This window comes from Deinococcus arboris (genome assembly GCF_009755355.1).
GTDB lineage: Bacteria > Deinococcota > Deinococci > Deinococcales > Deinococcaceae > Deinococcus > Deinococcus betulae.
In genome coordinates this window covers 13938-31341 of sequence record NZ_WQLB01000022.1, presented here as the reverse complement: position 1 = coordinate 31341, position 17404 = coordinate 13938, and the positions used below count along the sequence as shown (strand labels likewise).

General features: G+C 63.2%; 17 protein-coding genes. 6 read left to right on the top strand and 11 right to left on the bottom strand.

What is annotated here, in order from left to right; translation table 11 throughout:
• Window positions 1-64 precede the first annotated feature (64 nt).
• Together GO986_RS14910 and GO986_RS14905 are read left to right on the top strand one after the other, a co-directional pair.
• Window positions 65-820, top strand: a complete 756-nt coding sequence (locus GO986_RS14910) for a PIG-L deacetylase family protein (protein WP_157460103.1) — start codon at window positions 65-67, stop codon at window positions 818-820.
• A 129-nt stretch (window positions 821-949) separates the two neighbouring features.
• Window positions 950-1501, top strand: coding sequence for an SRPBCC family protein (locus tag GO986_RS14905; protein ID WP_157460102.1), 552 nt, complete (start codon window positions 950-952; stop codon window positions 1499-1501).
• A 163-nt stretch (window positions 1502-1664) separates the two neighbouring features.
• Here the strand turns inward: GO986_RS14905 and GO986_RS14900 are convergent, their stop codons facing one another.
• A complete protein-coding gene (locus GO986_RS14900; RefSeq protein WP_157460101.1) occupies window positions 1665-1994 on the bottom strand; it encodes a hypothetical protein in 330 nt (109 codons plus the stop codon).
• 91 nt (window positions 1995-2085) lie between these two features.
• Window positions 2086-5016 carry a type I DNA topoisomerase gene (gene topA, locus GO986_RS14895; RefSeq protein ID WP_198170700.1) on the bottom strand — a complete coding sequence of 977 codons (2931 nt, stop codon included), beginning with the start codon at window positions 5014-5016 and terminating at the stop codon, window positions 2086-2088.
• A gap of 318 nt (window positions 5017-5334) precedes the next feature.
• Here topA and GO986_RS14890 point away from each other — a divergent pair, with 318 nt between their 5' ends.
• The gene (locus tag GO986_RS14890) at window positions 5335-5901 is read left to right on the top strand and encodes a YdcF family protein (protein ID WP_157460099.1); all 567 of its coding nucleotides are present in this window, start codon (window positions 5335-5337) and stop codon (window positions 5899-5901) included.
• Window positions 5902-5909: 8 nt separating this feature from the next.
• Here the strand turns inward: GO986_RS14890 and GO986_RS14885 are convergent, their stop codons facing one another.
• The 7 genes from GO986_RS14885 to GO986_RS22625 all read right to left on the bottom strand — a co-directional run bounded on the left by GO986_RS14885 (window position 5910) and on the right by GO986_RS22625 (window position 11979).
• The gene (locus tag GO986_RS14885; RefSeq protein ID WP_157460098.1) at window positions 5910-6542 is read right to left on the bottom strand and encodes a hypothetical protein; all 633 of its coding nucleotides are present in this window, start codon (window positions 6540-6542) and stop codon (window positions 5910-5912) included.
• Window positions 6539-7324 (bottom strand): hypothetical protein, encoded by a 786-nt coding sequence (locus GO986_RS14880; RefSeq protein ID WP_157460097.1) that lies wholly within the window; start codon window positions 7322-7324, stop codon window positions 6539-6541. The genes GO986_RS14885 and GO986_RS14880 overlap by 4 nt, the downstream gene beginning before the upstream one ends.
• A 24-nt stretch (window positions 7325-7348) precedes the next feature.
• Window positions 7349-9169, bottom strand: a complete 1821-nt coding sequence (locus GO986_RS14875; protein ID WP_157460096.1) for an eCIS core domain-containing protein — start codon at window positions 9167-9169, stop codon at window positions 7349-7351.
• Between the two features lie 61 nt (window positions 9170-9230).
• A complete protein-coding gene (gene murJ, locus GO986_RS14870; RefSeq protein ID WP_369409400.1) occupies window positions 9231-10844 on the bottom strand; it encodes a murein biosynthesis integral membrane protein MurJ in 1614 nt (537 codons plus the stop codon).
• 91 nt (window positions 10845-10935) lie between these two features.
• Window positions 10936-11379 carry a hypothetical protein gene (locus GO986_RS14865; protein WP_369409399.1) on the bottom strand — a complete coding sequence of 148 codons (444 nt, stop codon included), beginning with the start codon at window positions 11377-11379 and terminating at the stop codon, window positions 10936-10938.
• Complete coding sequence (locus tag GO986_RS14860) at window positions 11376-11819, bottom strand: uracil-DNA glycosylase (protein ID WP_157460095.1); 444 nt, start codon at window positions 11817-11819, stop codon at window positions 11376-11378. Before GO986_RS14860 ends, GO986_RS14865 begins: the two co-directional genes overlap by 4 nt.
• Window positions 11820-11841: 22 nt before the next feature.
• The gene (locus GO986_RS22625) at window positions 11842-11979 is read right to left on the bottom strand and encodes a hypothetical protein (RefSeq protein ID WP_198170698.1); all 138 of its coding nucleotides are present in this window, start codon (window positions 11977-11979) and stop codon (window positions 11842-11844) included.
• A 199-nt stretch (window positions 11980-12178) separates the two neighbouring features.
• Here GO986_RS22625 and tdh point away from each other — a divergent pair, with 199 nt between their 5' ends.
• Both tdh and trpS read left to right on the top strand, forming a co-directional pair.
• Window positions 12179-13207 carry an L-threonine 3-dehydrogenase gene (gene tdh / locus GO986_RS14855; protein WP_157460152.1) on the top strand — a complete coding sequence of 343 codons (1029 nt, stop codon included), beginning with the start codon at window positions 12179-12181 and terminating at the stop codon, window positions 13205-13207.
• A gap of 588 nt (window positions 13208-13795) precedes the next feature.
• A complete protein-coding gene (gene trpS, locus GO986_RS14850) occupies window positions 13796-14803 on the top strand; it encodes a tryptophan--tRNA ligase (RefSeq protein ID WP_157460094.1) in 1008 nt (335 codons plus the stop codon).
• 148 nt (window positions 14804-14951) lie between these two features.
• Here trpS and scpB read toward each other — a convergent pair whose 3' ends face one another.
• Window positions 14952-15491: an SMC-Scp complex subunit ScpB gene (gene scpB, locus GO986_RS14845; protein ID WP_157460093.1), complete on the bottom strand. Its 540-nt coding sequence runs from the start codon at window positions 15489-15491 to the stop codon at window positions 14952-14954.
• Entirely contained in the window at window positions 15488-16102 is a 615-nt protein-coding gene (locus GO986_RS14840; protein ID WP_157460092.1) for an L-threonylcarbamoyladenylate synthase, read from the bottom strand. The genes scpB and GO986_RS14840 overlap by 4 nt, the downstream gene beginning before the upstream one ends.
• A 66-nt stretch (window positions 16103-16168) precedes the next feature.
• Between GO986_RS14840 and pilC the strand changes: the two genes are divergently transcribed.
• Window positions 16169-17389 (top strand): type IV pilus assembly protein PilC, encoded by a 1221-nt coding sequence (pilC, locus tag GO986_RS14835; protein WP_157460091.1) that lies wholly within the window; start codon window positions 16169-16171, stop codon window positions 17387-17389.
• Window positions 17390-17404 lie beyond the last annotated feature (15 nt).

The window sequence follows — 17404 nt, the reverse complement described above, 5'->3', positions numbered from 1 at the left end:
GGCAAGTAAAGCAGAACTGGGCCTTTTCCACTCCCCACGCTCTCCTTCCCACTATCCTGCCGTTATGCGACTGATGGCTGTCTTTGCCCACCCCGACGATGAGATTGGCTGCGCAGGCACCCTGGCCCGCCACGCCGCGCGCGGCGATGAGGTCATGCTGGTCTGGACCACGCTGGGCGAACTGGCCAGTCAGTTTGGTGACGCCCCGCACGAGGAGGTGCGGCGGGTACGGCGCGAACATGGGGCCTGGGTGGCGCAGAAGCTGGGCGCCCAGCACCATTTTTTTGATATGGGCGACAGCCGCATGACGGGCGGCCGCGCCGAGGCGCTGCTCTTAGCGCGGCTGTACGCCCGTTTCCGGCCCAACGCCGTCATTACCTGGAGTGACGACCACCCCCACCCCGACCACCGCATGACCGCCAAAATTGCCTTCGACGCCATCACGCTGGCCCGCATCCCCAAAATCATCAATGAATCGGGCGGCGGGGTGGCCATGCCGCCCGCCCCGGACCTGAGCGGCGACGCGGCCCCCGAGAGTGGCGAGGACCTGGGCCGCCTGGATGCCTGGCGCGATCCCGTGCGCTTTTACCAGTACTACGCCCCCGCCAGTCCCTATCCAGAAGTGTTCGTGAATGTCACCGACACGCTGGATGTGGCCGCAGAGGTAATGGCGTACTACCAGACTTTCTACCAGTGGCCGTGGACGGCCGAGCAGTACCGCGCCGGCCGGGCGGAGGTGGGCCGCCTGGCCGGGGTAGGCGCCGCCGAGCGCTTTACCCTGCGCGCGGCCCATCTCCGGGCCAGAGATTACCTGGACTGATGAGGCGGAAGAGCGGCCAGGTGGCCTGAAGAAGCATGGACGTGCGGCGCTGAACGACAGGGGTGCTGGCAAGGCCTGACCGGTGGGGACACGGCCCTGGCCCTGCCCGCGCTACAGTGACCCCTATCTATGGCTGACCCCATCAGTATTAAGCAGACCATCGTCGTTCGGTCGCGTCCAGACGTGCTCTACCGCCTGGCGCTGGAACCCAAGCGGCGCGTGCAGTGGGACCCCAACCTGGTGCAGGCCGACTATGAAGGCCCGGAAGGCCGCCTCGCCAACAACGCCCGCGTGAAGTTCAAGTTCTCTCGCCGCCTGCTGGGGCTGCGCTTTACCGCCAAATATGGCCAGCTTCAGGCCCCGCAGCGGGGCGGCTGGGAAAGCGTGCGCCATGTGGGCCCTCTGGACAAACTCACCCAGAGCTGGGTCTTCCGGCCCATGCCCGGCGGCACGGAAGTGACCATGACCGTCAACGCCCGCGTGCGCTTTGGCTTCGTGAAGGTGCCCCTGGAGCGCATCCTGCACAACATGGTCGCCACGACCCTGCTGGAATTGCAGCGCCGCGTGGACGCCCAGGGCGCGCAGCTGCTGGAAGAGATGGGCCGCGAGATGCAGGAGCGCCAGAAGGCCGAGAAAAAGGCTGCTAAAGAGGCGCAGAGGGCGGCCAAGCGCAAGAAATAGCGCTGGTCTGGGAAGAGGAGGCGACCAGAGGCCCTTGCCCCTGGTCGCCTCCTCTTCGGTGGTGTGGCCACAAGAGAAAGCCGAGTGTCGGTGCCGAAAGCACAGGTCAAGCCCAGGCGCTGAATCTCAACTTTTCCCTGCAAGAGGCGGCCAGCTGGCGCTGCTAGAGAGCCGGCTCTCTGTGCTCGCCTTCTCCCACCAGCATCAGCACCGTGCCGTCTTTGGTGCCAAAGGCTGTCCACGGCTCGTGCGCCTGCACCCCGTACCCCTCGGCGGGGCGCAGACGCACGAAGTTGCTCAGGGGCAGGTCCACCACCGCTTCACCGCTCAGGCAGATCAGCCAGCCGCTCACCTGTGGGCCGCTCAGGGTGCCCTGAAGCTGCACCACCTGCACGGCACTGCCCGGCAGCCGCACCCACTCGCCAGGCGTGCCCTGTGCCAGCCGCGCCAGGTGCAGCGCCTGGGGTGTCTCAGGGGCCAGGGCGCGGGGCATCAGGAGCCGCCTCCTGGGGCCGCCCAGGCGTCAAAGCGCTGGAGGGTCAAGGGGCCCGCTCGCCCTTCAACCCTCTGACACCCCCTCACCCTCACGCGCCCCTGGCGGCCTGATTCAGCTTTTTGCTGGCTTGCAAGGCCATGCCTTTGGCCTTTTTCACGTCCAGACCCAGTTCAGGCGCCACATCCTCGACCTTGCGGCCCTGCTCGCGGGTGGCGGTCACCAGCTGACGTTCCTGGGCGCTCAGGACATCCAGGTGGGATTTCAGGTCAGCCCAGGTGAAGGTGGCCTTGGCGGGGGCCGCCTTCGGGGCCGCTTTGACGGGCTTCTTGGCCGCTGTTTTGGCCGCCGGCTTGGTGCCTGCGCGGCCTGCTTTGGCTGTGCCCGTTTTCGTGGTCGCTTTGCTGGTCGTCGCCTTCTTGGTGGAGGTCGCTTGGCGAGGTGCCTTGCCCGGTTTCTTCTTGGGCTCCTTGCCGCGTTCTTCCAGAATCTCCAGGGCGCGTTCGGCGGTCAGGGTGGCTTCGTCTTCACCCTTGCGCAGGGTGGCGTTGCGCTCACCGTCGGTCAGGTAGGGGCCAAAGCGGCCCGACTTCAGCACAATCGCGGCGCGGCCCTCGTAGTCAAAGGACCGCAGGGGCGGCGCCGCAGCGGCCCGGCCCCGCCCAAAGCGCGGCTGCATGAACAGCGCCTCAGCTTCCTGAAGCCCGACCGTGAACAGCTCCTCGTGACTCGTCAGCGAGCGGCTGTCATTCGCCCGCTTCAGGTAAGGGCCGTATTTGCCGTTCATCGCCCAGACCTCTTCGCCCTCGCTGACCCCTACCAGTCGCGGCAGGCTCAGGAGTTTCAGGGCGCGCCCCAGGCTCAGGGTGCCCAGGTCATCGCTGGGAAAGAGGCTGGCTGAACGCACCGGCGGATTGGTGTCCCCTAGGGTGACGTAAGGGCCGTAGCGCCCAGCGCGGGCCACCACAGGGTGTCCAGTGGCGTCGTCCACGCCCAGCACCCGGTCGCCACTGGGCCGTGAAAGGAGTTCCTCGGCCTTATCGGAGGTCAGTTCGTCGGGGGCCAGGTCGTCGGGCAGGTTGGCCTTCTGCTCGCCGCGCTCCATGTAGGGGCCGTAGCGCCCCACACGGACCTCAATGCCGGTGTCATCCAGCTTGGGGACCCGGATGGTGGCAATCCCGCGCGCATCAATCTCACCCATTTTGGAGTCAATCAGGGGCCGCAGGGCCATCCCCTCGCCGTGGTCACCCAGGTAGAAGCGCCGCAGGTACGGCACCCGCTGGGCGCGGCCCCCGGCGATGTCGTCCAGATCCTCTTCCATCTTGGCGGTGAAGTCGTAGTCCACCAGCCGGCCGAAGTGGTGTTCCAGCAGCGCCGAGGTCGCAAAGGCTGTCCAGCTGGGCACCAGCGCCTGCCCCTTCTTGGCCGCGTAGCCCCGGTCCTGAATAGTGCCCAGGATGCTGGCGTAGGTGCTGGGCCGGCCAATGCCGGCGCCTTCCAGGGACTGCACCAGACTGGCCTCGGTGTAGCGGGCGGGAGGCTGGGTCTCGTGGCCTTCAGCCTTGACGGTCTCGGCGGTGACGCGCTCGCCCTCTTTGAGGGGAGGCAGCGGAGTTTCTCTGTCTTCCAGGGCGGCGCTGGGGTCATCGCTGCCCTCCACGTAGGCGCGCAGGAATCCGGGGAAATCAATGGTGCGGCCCGAGGCACTGAGCCCCACCGCCTCGCCCGTCTTTGCCGTGCCGCCCAGGCGCACCCGCAGGCTGCGGCCCCGCGCGTCGGCCATCTGACAGGCCACGGTGCGTTTCCAGATCAGGTCATAGAGGCGCCACTCGTCGCCGCTCAACTCACCGCGCAGGCTGTCCGGGGTGCGGAAGCGGCTGCCCGCCGGGCGAATCGCTTCGTGCGCTTCCTGCGCATTCTTGGCCTTTTTGGCGTAGACGCGCGGCTGCGGCGAGAGGTAGTCCTGGCCGTACATCTGGCCCACCTGGGTGCGCGCCGCCGTGACCGCCTCACTGCTCAGGTTGGTCGAGTCCGTGCGCATATAGGTGATGTAGCCCTGCTCGTACAGTTTCTGGGCCGCGCGCATGGTGCGGGTGGCGGCAAAGCCCAGCTTGCGGCTGCCTTCCTGCTGCAGGGTCGAGGTAATGAAGGGCGGATAGGGCCGCTGGGTGAAGGGCTTCTCCTCGGCGCTGGTCACGGTGAGGGATTGGCCGGTGAGCCCGGTGGCCAGGGCGCGCGCCTCGGTTTCAGGCAGCAGCCGCACGGCGGCGCCCTCTTTCAACTTACCCGTCAGCGGGTCAAAGTCCTTGCCCACGGCCAGCCGCTGCCCGGCCACATCCGTCAGGCGGGCCGGGAAGGTCTGGCCCGGCGCGGTCTTGCCGGTCACCAGCAGGTCCCACCACTCAGCCGACACAAAGCGCATCCGCTCGCGCTCGCGCTCGACCAGCATGCGGGTCGCCACACTCTGCACGCGGCCAGCGCTCAGTTTGGGCGCCACTTTTTTCCACAGCACCGGGCTGACCTCGTAGCCGTACAGGCGGTCCAGCGCGCGGCGGGCCTCCTGGGCTTCGACCAGGTTGGTATCGATCTGCCGAGGGGCAGCGATGGCGGCCTGAATGGCTTCTTTCGTAATCTCGTGAAAGACCATGCGGCGCACCGGCACCTTGGGCTTCAGTTCCTGGTACAGGTGCCAGGCGATGCTCTCGCCCTCGCGGTCATCGTCGGTCGCCAGAATAATCTCGTCGGCGTCCTGGGCCATCTTGCGCAGCTTGGCGACGTGCGCCCGCTTTTCAGGGGCGACCACGTAGAGCGGCTGAAAGTCGTTTTCAATGTCCAGGCCCAGCCGGGCCCAGGCCTTGCCCTTGTATTTCTCGGGGATGTCGGCCGCACTTTTCGGCAGGTCGCGGATGTGACCAATGCTGGACTCCACCGTGTATCCCTTTCCGAGATACTTCTCGATGGTGCGCGCTTTGGCCGGCGACTCGACGATAACAAGCGTGTGGGCAGATGATGGTCTGGGCATAGAAGAAAGCTCCCCCTGACAGGAAGTCAGACCGGAGCGTAGCATGCTCCTGCCCAGCCTTCCGGAAGAACCGGCCCAATGCCTCCTTATCTTTGACAGGTGTGGCGGCGAGCAAGGACGACTTCCCTCAAGAGAATCTGTTCATCAACGGTGGGCAGGCGAGTGTGCGGGGCCAGCAGTACATCTACCCAGTGAATAAGGTCCTACGCCTCAAGGCAAACGATGGCCGAACAGCCTCAACAGGGCTACTGGCCTGCTGTTCTGCGCCGCTCACCCCACCGTCAGGCTTGGGATTTTCTTCATGCTAGGCTGGCCTTCATGCGTTCGCGCGGCGCCGTTCTCTCGACCTTGCCTTTGACCGTGGCGGCTCTGCTGATGGCCGGATTTCTGCTGACACCAGGGCTGCGCGCGCCCAGCGCCGCCGTGCCCCACCCTACCCTGGTGGTGCTGGGCGCGGCGCAGTATGCCGGTCACCCCAGCCCCGCCTTTCAGCGCCGCCTGGACCACGCCCTGAAGCTGTACCGGGCCGGCGGTGTGCGCGCGGTGGTGGTGACCGGAGGCCGCCGCCCCGGCGACCCCTACACCGAGGGCGGAGTTGGCACGGCCTACCTGAACGAACATGGGGTGCCGGGCCGCGCCTTGATTGCCGAAACGCGCAGCCGCACCACTATTGAAAACCTGCGCAACGCCCGCACCTCCCTGCCGCCGCGTACGCCGGTCACGCTGGTCACCGATGAAGCGCACGCCCCACGTGCCCTGGCCCTGGCCCGCGCGCTGGGCCTGGAAGCCAACGTCAGCGCCAGCCCCCTGAGCACGCAGGTGAGCCGGGTGTACCTGCTGCGGGAGAAGCTGGCGCTGATGGGCTATGCGCTGCTGGGCATCTAACAACGTCTTTACTGTTTTTGCTCTGGTGTGATCAGATATTTCAAATTTTCTGTTGAGCTGTCTCCTCTGCGAATTACAGTAAAGATCGCGTTATTTTCTTCCTGATCTGGATTTACAATCCATGTATTCTGCTTCCTGATCAGCTGTAGAGGCACCCTAAAATGAAGTGGCTTGATCGTAGGATCGGCGCGTGCCTGGCGCTCAGCTTCCTCGACAGTGATCTGAGGTTCTTCTGCGACAGTGAGGACTCCATCTTCGTCAGTCCTGTAGCCTAAAAGCTCCATCTCTTTGTCGGCGAGGGCGCCATAGTTTGGCGTGTGCAGATCAATGATGTACTCGGTGACCGCTTCTGTGTGCTGTTGTGGAATCAGGGTCCAGTGAAAATCTTCAGGATTCTGTGCCTGATCTGACCAGTAAGTATTAAGCGCTGCGCCCATCACTGTGCCTAAGACTTGTTCCATAGGGGAATCCCCCAAACCTAGGAGCTCCCCAATGGCTTTTGAATCATTTTTGATGTTGGCCACCACATATGCATCAGCAATATGCTGAGGGTCCTGTGGGTTCTGCTGAATAGACATATAGGCGCCTCCCGCTCCAACCGCCAGTGCGCCCGCAATGGCTACTTTCCAGGGGGTTTTCATCTGTACCTTGCGGCTGGAATCTTTGCCTTTTCTAGGCGAGTCAGAACCTGATTTCTGATGGCCGTGGGCAAAGAGCGGAACAGTGTTTGAGCGTGGCGGCGGTTATCATTATTGTTCCCTGCTTCAACCCATTTTTGAATCTGATTGGTGGCGTTCATGACGCCAAGCTGGCGGTAATAGCCACTGACTACCAGAAGGCGCTCGGCTGTGAGGCGTTGACCTTTGTCGTTCATGGCACTCAGGAGACTCTGGGCGTCAACCATATCCATCAGGAGCGTCAAATCTCCCTTAAGCGAAGAAGCCCTGAGGATGCTGACGATCAGGGTGTCATCCGTGCCAGTGGCTACGTTGCCAGTGCCAAAGCCGGGGAGTGGAATACCAGCTGGGTTTCTGATGAACGTGAGCAGCATAGAAGCCCGGCCATAGAGCGGCACCTTCTGCCCTTTTGCTGGTGGATTGAACTGCTGTTGCCACTGCCGGGCGAGCATTTCAGAAACTCCATCTCCCATTTGACTTGAGGAAACCCCTCCTGCTGCGCGCGCAAGTCGGTTGGGGACCGTCGCGTTAATTCCTTCCATTTGAGGTCGCAGGGCTGTAGGCGACAGCTCGTTGAGTTTCGCAAGATGAGTTTGCGCAGATGGACCGGTGACGTTCCCTGCAAGTTGTCCCGCTCCAAGCTTGTAAGGGTTTGCCGGCACTTTGCCCTGCGCCATCAGGGCCTCCATGCGCCGCCAAGTAACGAGCCGCTCCTCGGCCATATCTGCGCCCAGAAGATGGCGCATAGCAGCGGGGGTGAGATTCCACTCTCACATCTTGCGAACAGCGGTTGGGCCTGCATTGAGTTTGTCGGGCAACAGCCGCTCAATATCTTTGAACATGCTGCGTGAAGCGTTGTCAAAAACGCCACTCATACGAAAGAAGTCACTCCGAAAATCTGCGGGCTTGGCACCATAAGCCTTCTGGTAGCCCTGAGCCACCCACGCTTCAGCGCGGGGCAGGTCAAAACGAATATGGGCCAGCATAGAAGCCACCAGCGACCACACAGCGGCCCCAACTTGTGTGGGCAAATAGTCCCCGTTTTGCATCCGCGCGGATGTCGCAAATGCGGCTTTCCAGTGGGGCTCAACCTGACCTTTGATGGCGCTGAGATTGTCAGCGTAAAGTTTGTCGAAGTACAGAACGCACTGCAGAACATAGGAGGGATAGTCAAAGGTGCGCTGTTCGCAAAATTCAATTTCGTTGGCTGTGACGTAACTGTAAACGTGAGCGAACCAGAAGCGGTAATCCCGTACACCCTTTTTGTCGGGCGTCAGGAGTGCCTGAGCGCGTTGTCGCTGGCCCTGAAGGAGCTTCTGTGCGCCGGCACGCAGGGTGCGGTAGCGCTGTTCATCCTCGACAATGTTTGAATTTGGTGGACTCGTTTCATCCCGAACAGGCGGATTGCCTTTTAATTTGCCGCTTTCCCGCCATGATGTGCCGTTCACTGCTGCTTGCCGCTGTAAGGCAGCTGAAAATGGGGCAGACGCTGTAGCCTTGGTCTTGAGGCGTTGCGTGAGGGGCGCGGCTGCAAGCCTGGCGCCCATGATGCTCGCTTCTGTCTCCAGGCCAGCATCAGGGTCGATACCCGGTCCAACCCGTCCTTGAGCCTGCTGTACGGTGTGCGTCACTTCATGGGCCAGAAGTTCCAAACCTGATTGGGTGTTGGGGCTAAACCGACCAGACTGAAAAAAGATATCGTTACCCGTCGTAAAGGCTGTTGCGTTCACGCCTTTGGCCAGGAGGTTCGCCTCCGCATCATCGTGAATGCGGACCCGGCTGAGATCCTGGTTTAAGCCCTGTTCCAGATGGCGCTGAATGGCTTCAGGCAGAGGATGGCCACTGCCTCGCCGGGCCTGAATACGCTGAAGAACAGGTTGTGTTGCTTCGGCGTTTAGCTCAGCCAGTTGCCGCTGAAACGCAGCTACTTGCGTCTGTTGGGTCTGCTGCGCTGCCTGCTCGTGCTGCCGCTGCGCCGCCGTGTCGACAGCGCGCTGCAAGGCCAATCGTTCACTGGCAGGCACCAGGCCCATCACCACTCGTGAGACGGGAGCACTCATGGGATGACGCTGCAAAGTGGCCAGATGCTCGCCATAGCTTTCGTAACGGCTGTGGGCTGGTCCCTGGTCCATTCGGAAACCCTGAGCCAATGTCTGTGCGACCTGTCTCTGTAACGCCGTAAATTGTGAGCGTCCACGAGCATCCAGCGCGCGGCCTTCAATGTCTTCAGCGCGGGTACGCATAACCGTGACCCACTCGGCAGGTGTAGTAGGTTGCGTCGTGGCGGCCCGCTGCGCCTGAAGAGGACGCGCAGATGACGCCATCTCGCTCACCTGAGTCTCTTTGAGTTGCCGCTGCACAGCTTGCTGGCTGGTGCTCAGCCTCTCTTCTTCCTGTCGTATCAGTGTGGCTGCTCGCAGGACTGGCTGGGCAACTTGCCTTTGCAACTGGCTGGGGCGGCTCACCCAGCGCCTGAACTGCCGTTCTTGCTGGCTCTCTGGACTAGGACTAGAGAAGGTGGACTCAACCTCAGGTGCTACGCGGGTCGTCTGGGGCCGAGAAGGCTTGACCTGAGGAAAACGCTCCTTCATAAGAGGCAGCATATCGCGCGTTGCTACGCGCACTTGACTTACTTGAGCCTCTGAAGAGACATTATCGCCGGAGCCGCCTCGTTACTGCGGCCACCTCGGGGAGCTTGAGGACCAGGGCGCCGGCCAGGTAGGCCCCCAGGCCCACGCCACCGGCCACCACCAGGCCCAGGACGCCCTGCACGATAAAGCCAGGATCAGGCAAGACCCGCGCCACCAGCCACGCCAGGCTGCCCGCCGCCGTCGCCAGCGGCACCACCCGCGCGAGGTGCCCGGCGATTTCTCGGCCCGGAAAGCCCACGGCACGGCGGTACAGGACAGTCAGGGCGCCCGCCATCAGCACCCCGCTGAGCGTGGTGGCCAGCCCAAAGCCCATCAGCCCCATCGCCGGCACCAGCAGGCGGTAGAGCCCGACCTCCAGCACAAAGCCGATGGCGCTCACCGTGACGGCTTCGCGGGTGCGTTCGCGGGCGTAGAAGGTGCGCAGCAGCACGGTGACCAGTGCCCAGGGCACCAGCGCCAGCGCCCAACCGGTCAGAATGCCGCTGCCCGCTGCAAATTTGTCCAGTTCTTCAGGCAGGCGCGGCACTTCCAGATTAATCACACTGATGGCGTAAGGGGCTAGAACAACCATCAGCGCGCTCATAGGCGCCGCCAGAAACGTGGTGGTGCGGATGGTCTGGGCCGTGAGCTGCTTGAACAGCGTCCAGTCTCCTTTGGCGGCCGCCTCGGAGAAGCGGGGAAAGACCGCCAGCACCGGTGAAACGATAAAGAGGCCATTGACCATGGTGAACAGCGCCTGCGCGTTGAAGTAACCGCTGGTGGTGCCATCCGGAAACAGCTGCCGGTTGGACAGCAGGTTCAGGACATACACATTCAGAAATTGCCGCGCGCCCGCGGTCAGGGTGAAAGGGGCCATCTGGCGCAGCACGCGCCCCAGGGCCGGGTGCGGCTTCAGGCTGGGGGTGGGCAAGAGCCCGAAGCGGTGCAGCGCCGGCAGTTGCACGACCAGCTGCGCCACGCCGCCCAGCAGCCAGCCGAAGCCCAGCCAGGTCGCCGTGTCGGGCAGCAGCACCAGCGCGGCGATGCTGGCGAGGTTAAAGGCAATAGGGGCAAAACTGCTTTCCCGGAAATGCTCGTCGGCGTTCAGCAGGCCCATCGCCACGGCCGAGAGGCTGATCAGCATCAGAAACGGCATGACTAGGCGCGTCATGTAGACAGCCAGGTCGCGGTCCACGTTGGGCGTGGCCGAGAGCAGCAGGTCCACGACCAGCGGCGCGGCCACGATGCCCACGGCCATCAGCAGCAGGTTCACGGCCAGCATCACGCCGCTGAACGTCTGGGCCAGTTGCCGCCGCCCAGCCTCGTCCAGCGACTTGTAGACCGGAATAAACGAATTGACCAGCGCGCCCTCGGCCAGCAGCTCACGCAGGAGGTTGGGCACGGTGATCGCCACATTAAAGGCGTCGGTCAGCCCCGTGCCGAACAGGTTGATGATCATCTGGCGCAGGATGCCGCTCAGACGCGAGCCCAGCGTGCCCAGCATGATGATGATGGTGTTGGCCTGAAGGCTGCGCCGGGGCGGTCCCGGCGGTGGCGAGGCGGGCGGTCCAGCGTCCTCGAAGGTCAGGTTAATTTCGGGTGGGGCCGGCGGTGGGCCGGAGGGCGGAAGACTCACCGGGCCACTGTAGTGCGTCTGACGATTTCCGGGCGGCGTGGAGTGGGACGGGGCGCTGCTCCAGCGCTCAGGGAACCTGCGCCGCGTCCTCTCAGGCTTCGCCCTGCGGCCCGATCTGCACCTTCGGGGCGCCGAAGGTCACGGCCAGCGTCAGCGGCGCCAAGTACTCGCGCAGGTGGTCGGGCAGGTCGGTCACCGCGAGAGGGTGGCGGGGGGCGGCCACCAGGCGGTACACCCCAGGCTGCCCCTGAACCCAGTCGTACACGAACGCGCCGCGCTCCTGAGGGCCCGTCAAGTGGTCGTCAAAGCCGCCTGCCGGGGCGTTGGGTGCTTCAGCCGCTGGTCGGGTGTCAATCCAGACATGGACCGCTTCGAGTAGTTCCTCGGAACGCAGGGCGGCTGCGGGCACCGTGTCGTCACCAGCTGCCAGAAACTGCGCCACCTGGCCGGTGCGGTCAGCGGCAAACCAGTCGAATTCCACGCCCGCAATTTCCTCTCGGGTCAGTGGGGTGTGCGCGGAGGATTCCGCCGTCACGAGCGGGGGTGGAGCAGGTTCTGCACGGGGCTGGGGGCAGCCGGGAAAGCCACGCGCACATGGACGGTGGTGCCGGGCACCGTGGCCGGGTCCACATTAATCCAGTGGCTGGCCAGGACCGGCGGCGTGGGCTGGGGGTCAATGGCCCGCACCAGCACGCGCCCGGCGGCGGGCACCAGGGCGCACCAGCCTTCCTGGGAAGCGCTGAAGGCCCGGATAGGCAGCACGCTTTGCAGCGTCAGGTCGTCGGGAGTGGCCCAGTATTCGATGAGCAGGCTGGCCTGGTCGCGCCCCAGGTCCTCGGGGACCACGTCCAGCTGCACCTCAACGGCGTCGGGTTTGCCGGGAACCAGATTCATCCAGCCGGGAACCACCAGACGCCCGCTGCGGGTACTTTTAAACTGCTGGGCGCTGGCTTGCTGGCCTGTGGGTTGGGTCATGTCCCCAGAGTAGCGCCTGGGCCTAGCGGCCCTGCACCGTACGAATCAGGGCGCGCACCCCCAAGAAGCCCACCGCGAAAAACAGCAGCGGCACCAGATTCACGTTGAGTTCGGCGTCCTTTTCAGGTTCCAGGGCGTTCTGGCGGCGGTACTTGATCATAGGTCGCAGCGTAAGGCACGTGGGCTCAGGCTGGCGCTGGTTTCGCCTTCACGCAGGCTTTGGACTCGGTCAGGCTGTCAGGGTGTCCAGCGCGCGGGGCCTTTCGTGGTCCCGGTTGTTGCGCGCCGCCGCCGGGAGGGGTAGAACGGCGCCCGTGACCCCTGACGCCCACCTGCCCCAGAACCCGCCGGCACAGACCATGCGCGCCCTGAGCAAAGCCCACGCCGAAGAAGGCATCTGGATGACCCAGGCCCCTGTGCCTGCGCCGGGGCCAAACGACCTGCTCATTCGCGTCAAGAAAGGCAGCATCTGCGGCACCGACGTGCATATCTACAAGTGGGACGAGTGGGCGCAGAAGACCATTCCGGTGCCCATGATCGTGGGCCACGAATACGTGGGTGTGGTGGCCGGTATCGGCAGCGAGGTGCGCGGCTTTCAGATAGGCGACCGCGTCAGCGGCGAGGGCCACGTCACCTGCGGGCACTGCCGCAACTGCCGCGCCGGGCGCCGCCACCTGTGCCGCAATACGCTGGGGGTGGGCGTGAACCGCCCCGGCTCCTTCGCTGAATATCTGGTGCTGCCGGCCTTTAACGCTTTCAAGCTGCCCGACGATATCCCGGACGACATCGCCGCCATCTTCGACCCATTTGGCAACGCGGTGCATACCGCCCTGAGCTTTGACCTTGTGGGCGAAGACGTACTAATTACCGGCGCCGGCCCCATCGGCGTGATGGCGGCGGCCGTGGCCAAACACGTGGGCGCGCGCAACGTGGTCATCACCGACCTGAACGAGTACCGCCTGGACCTGGCGCGGCGCATGGGCGTCACCCGCGCGGTCAACGTGGGGCAGGAAGACCTGAAAGCCGTGATGACCGACCTGGGCATGACGGAAGGCTTTGACGTGGGCCTGGAAATGAGCGGCTCTGGGCCCGCCTTTGCGCAGATGGTGCAGGTGATGAACAACGGCGGCAAGATTGCGCTGCTGGGGATTCCCTCGGGCCGGGTGGACATTGACTGGAACGCGGTGATCTTTAAGATGCTGACCATCAAGGGCATCTACGGCCGCGAGATGTTTGAAACCTGGTACAAGATGGCCGCCCTGATCCAGTCGGGCCTGGACCTATCGCCGGTGATTACCCACCACTACGGCATTGGGCAATACCAGGAGGGCTTTGACGCCATGCTGAGCGGCCAGAGCGGCAAAGTAATTCTGAACTGGGAGGAGTAAAGGCAGCGGGGAGTGGGGGCCGTACGTGGAAGAAAGGAAAGTGGGTTGGTCGTTACACCCCAGCTTGACAAGCCTCCCATGAGCCGGAAGGACGAAAAAGCCCTCCTGTCTTTGAGAAAGTAGAACCCACTGCACGCATCAAGCCTTCCTGCTCCCTCAGCGCCCAGGTCCGGGCGAGGCCATTGTGCGCGCAGCGCGCAGGCCCTTCCGGCGGGGCAGCGGATGGCGTCGAGGCCAGACACGTGGACGAAAAGAACGGCCTCGCCCACTCCAGTAAGAACTCTTGCCCAGTGCCAACGTTGCTCCCCCTGCCCCTCTGGGGGAGGGGGCTGGGGGGTGGGGCGAACCAGTAACTTCAACTTCCCCACAAAGCCCTCCCGCCTCTCTGCGCCATCTGGCCGATGCGCACTTCTGATGCCAGCCCCGAGACTTCACCCATGAGCAAGCAGACGCCCCGTCAGTGGTGGCCCCAGGTAACGGGCCGCCCCTTGTCTGACGTCTGAACACTGTTCATCCCGTCAGTCCGCGCCCCGGTATAGATCGGGGCGCGGCTTTTTTGTCGTTTCTTTCCCTTCAAGGAGGCCATCCATGACCCCTACATCCCGTCCCCGTGTGCTGACTGGCGACCGCCCAACAGGCCGCCTCCACCTGGGCCACCTGACCGGTTCGCTCAGGACCCGCGTGGCCCTGCAAGACACCCATGAGCTGTTCGTGCTGGTGGCCGATGTTCAGGCGCTGACCGACCATTTTGACCGCCCCGAGGTGGTGCGTACCCACATTCCAGAGGTGATGCTGGATTATCTGGCCGCTGGCCTGGACCCCAGCCGGGTGACGTTTGTCTTGCAGTCGGCGGTGCCGGAACTGGCCGAGCTGACGCTGCACCTGCTGAATCTCGTCACGGTCTCCAAACTGCGGCAAAACCCTACAGTCAAGACCGAAATTGGTCAGAAGGGTTTTGGCGACGCCGTGCCCGCTGGCTTTTTCATCTACCCGGCGGCCCAGGTGGCCGATATCGTGGCGTTTGGCGCGCAGGTGGTGCCGGTTGGCGAGGACCAGCAGCCCATGCTGGAGTTGAGCCGCGAGGTGGTGCGGCGCTTCAATGGTCTCTACGGCGACACCCTGATCGAACCGCAGGCGCTCCTGTCGGCGGTGCCGCGTCTGCCGGGTCTGGACGGCCAGACCAAAATGGGCAAGTCGCTGGGCAACGCCGCCTATCTCTCCGATTCACCCGATGAACTGAGGCGCAAGGTGATGGGCATGTACACCGACCCCGGCCACCTGCGCGCCAGCGACCCAGGGCAGGTGGAGGGAAATCCAGTCTTCACCTACCTGGATGCCTTTGACCCGGACGCGGCGCGGGTGGATGCCCTCAAAGCCCACTACCAGGCCGGCGGCCTGGGCGACGTGACGGTCAAGCGGCATCTGCTGGATGTGCTGGAAGAACTGTTGATTCCCATGCGGGCGCGCCGAGCTCAGTATGAGGCTGACCCGGCTGGCGTCATGGCGCTGCTGCGTGACGGAACAGACCGGGGCCGTGTCATCGTCGCCCAGACCCTGACCGACGTCCGGGCCGCACTCAACCTCGTCAGACTGTGACGGCGCGAGGAAGCATGGCACTTCCTCGCAGGCTGAGGCTGGGGAACAGGCCTTCACTCTGGCAACCACCGCGCTTCATCGTCATCTCTGATAGGCGCGCTCTCGTTTTGCTGAGAGAGCATAAGGGGCCGGTCAAGACTCCAGGGGTCTACCCACGCAAGAGGTGGGCAAACCCGGTGTCGTCCAGTGGAGGCAGCGCGTCCAGTGAGGTCAAGCCGAAGTCCAGCAGGAAACGCTCGGTGGTGCCGTACAGCAGCGGTTGGCCCACACTGTCAGCGCGGCCCACCACCTTGACCAGTTCCCGCTCCTGCAAGGTCATGACCGTGCTGGCACTGCCTCCGCGCATGGCCTCTATCTCGGCGCGGGTCACGGGCTGACGGTAGGCAATGACGGCCAGGACCTCCAGCGCCGCGCTGCTCAGGGTCGGAAGAGGTGGAGGCGCCAGCAGCGGCGCCAGGTGTGGGGTCAGGACCGGCGGCACCACCAGCCGGTAACCCCCCGCAACGGCCTCAACCAGAAAGCCCAGGCCCGCCTCTTCAACCTGCAGGGCAAAAGCCTCTATTTCGCGCCGGGTCCTGTCTTCTGTCAGCCCCAACACACCAGCCAGTTCTGCTGCACTAACCGGCCGCCCAGCCGCCAGAAGAGCGGCGCCAATGAGGCTGCGAAACGGTGGTGAAACGTTTGTCATCTTGATTCTGCTTCAGCTAGACGCGCCCAGAGGGCCGCTTCTGGCAGCGCCCCTTCACGCAGCACACGCCGTTCAGGCAGCAGGAACACGGTGCTCGGCAGGCCCAGGCAAGGCGCGCCGCCGTCGGGCAGCGTTAGGTCGCCCAGGCCGGTCGCCTGGGCCTGCGCTTCGGTCAGGGCCGCCGGTTCTCCGCTGAGGTTGCAACTGGTGGTCGCCAGCGCGCCTCCACACAGTCGCAGCAGGGCCAGTGCGACTGGATGGTCAGGCACCCGAATCCCCACCCGGCCTTCCGGAGCCAGCAGGGGTGGGCAGTCCGCCGAGGCCGGTGCCACCAGCGTCAGCGGCCCAGGCCAGCAGTCGGTCAGGGCATGCCACTCGGCGCTGCGGTGCACCAGTGCCGCTCCATCTGCTGCGCTGGCGCACGACACCTGGACGGGTTTGGCCGCGTCTCGCCCCTTTAGGGCATACAGCCGCTGGATGCCCGCCTCCTGCTGAGGATGAGCCGCCAGCCCCCACACCGTTTCGCTGGGATAGGCCACCACACCGCCCGCTGCAAGGGTGCGGGCGGCCTGCCGGAGCAGGGCGTGGGGAAGAGGCAAGGGCTCGGTCATGGGAAGGGTTCAGAGTGTGACGTACTGTAAGGCGGGCGCAAGACGCGCTGCCTATACTGTTTCAGTATGCCCGTCTTTGAATACCGCGTGCGTGACCGCTCCGGCAAGGTGCTGAAATCCCAGATGGAAGCCGAGACGGCCACCCAGGTGCGCGACGCCCTGCGTGCCAAGAACCTGATGATTGTCGAAATCAAGCCGCCTAAAGGTGGTTTGAATGCTGACATCAAGATCCCTTTTCTGGACAATCGTCCCCCTAACCTCAAGCAGGTGGCGATTTTCAGCAAGCAGCTGGCTACCCTGATCAATGCTGGGGTACCGTTGGTGCAGTCACTGGCTATTCTACAAAAGCAAATTGAACATAAGGGCTTTCAGGGCGTTGTCAAAGAGATGCGTACGGATGTTGAATCTGGGACGCCCTTAAGCGAAACATTGGTCAAATATCCCAGGATTTTTAACCGTCTATTCGTGAACCTTGTACGTGCTGGCGAGACGAGCGGCACGTTGGATACGGTGTTAGAGCGGATTTCGGCTTTTCAGGAAAAGGAGCTGGCTCTACGCGGTAAAATTAAAAGTGCTTTGACTTACCCGGTTGTCGTACTCACTTTCGCTGTTCTTATTACTTATTTTCTTTTGACAACTATTGTCCCGCAGTTTGCGGGAATTCTGGCACAGCTGAATGCGCCACTCCCTCTGATTACGCGGGTGTTGATGGCAGTTTCGGACTTCCTGAGGAACTCGGGCTTGCTCATTTTTGTTATCGTGGCTGCCGTTGTCTTTGCATACCGCGCATATTATAAGACTCCTAAGGGGCGCGTTGTTATTGATGATCTTAAACTCAGGATGCCTATTTTAGGTAATTTGCTTCAAAAGAGTGCTATCAGCTCATTCGCTCGGACCTTTGGATTGCTGATTAGTAGCGGTGTGAATATAATTGAGAGTCTCGAAATCACGAAGGGCACTGCCAACAACGCTATCGTGGAAGACAGCATTGAAAACGCTAAAAATGTGGTGATGGTCGGCGAACAGATGAGTTCCAGTTTGGCCACCAGCAAAGTCTTCCCTCCAATGGTGGTCAGCATGATTAGTATTGGTGAAGAAACCGGTTCGCTGGACGACATGCTGAATAAGGTGGGTGACTTCTATGACCGAGAAGTGGATGAGGCCGTCGACGGTATGACCGCCGCCATTGAACCAATCATGATTGTGTTTCTAGGGGGCATCGTAGGCGTTATCGTGGCCGGGATGTTCCTGCCGATGTTCAGCATCATCGGGCAGCTGAGTCAATAAAAAATGCAAGCAGGG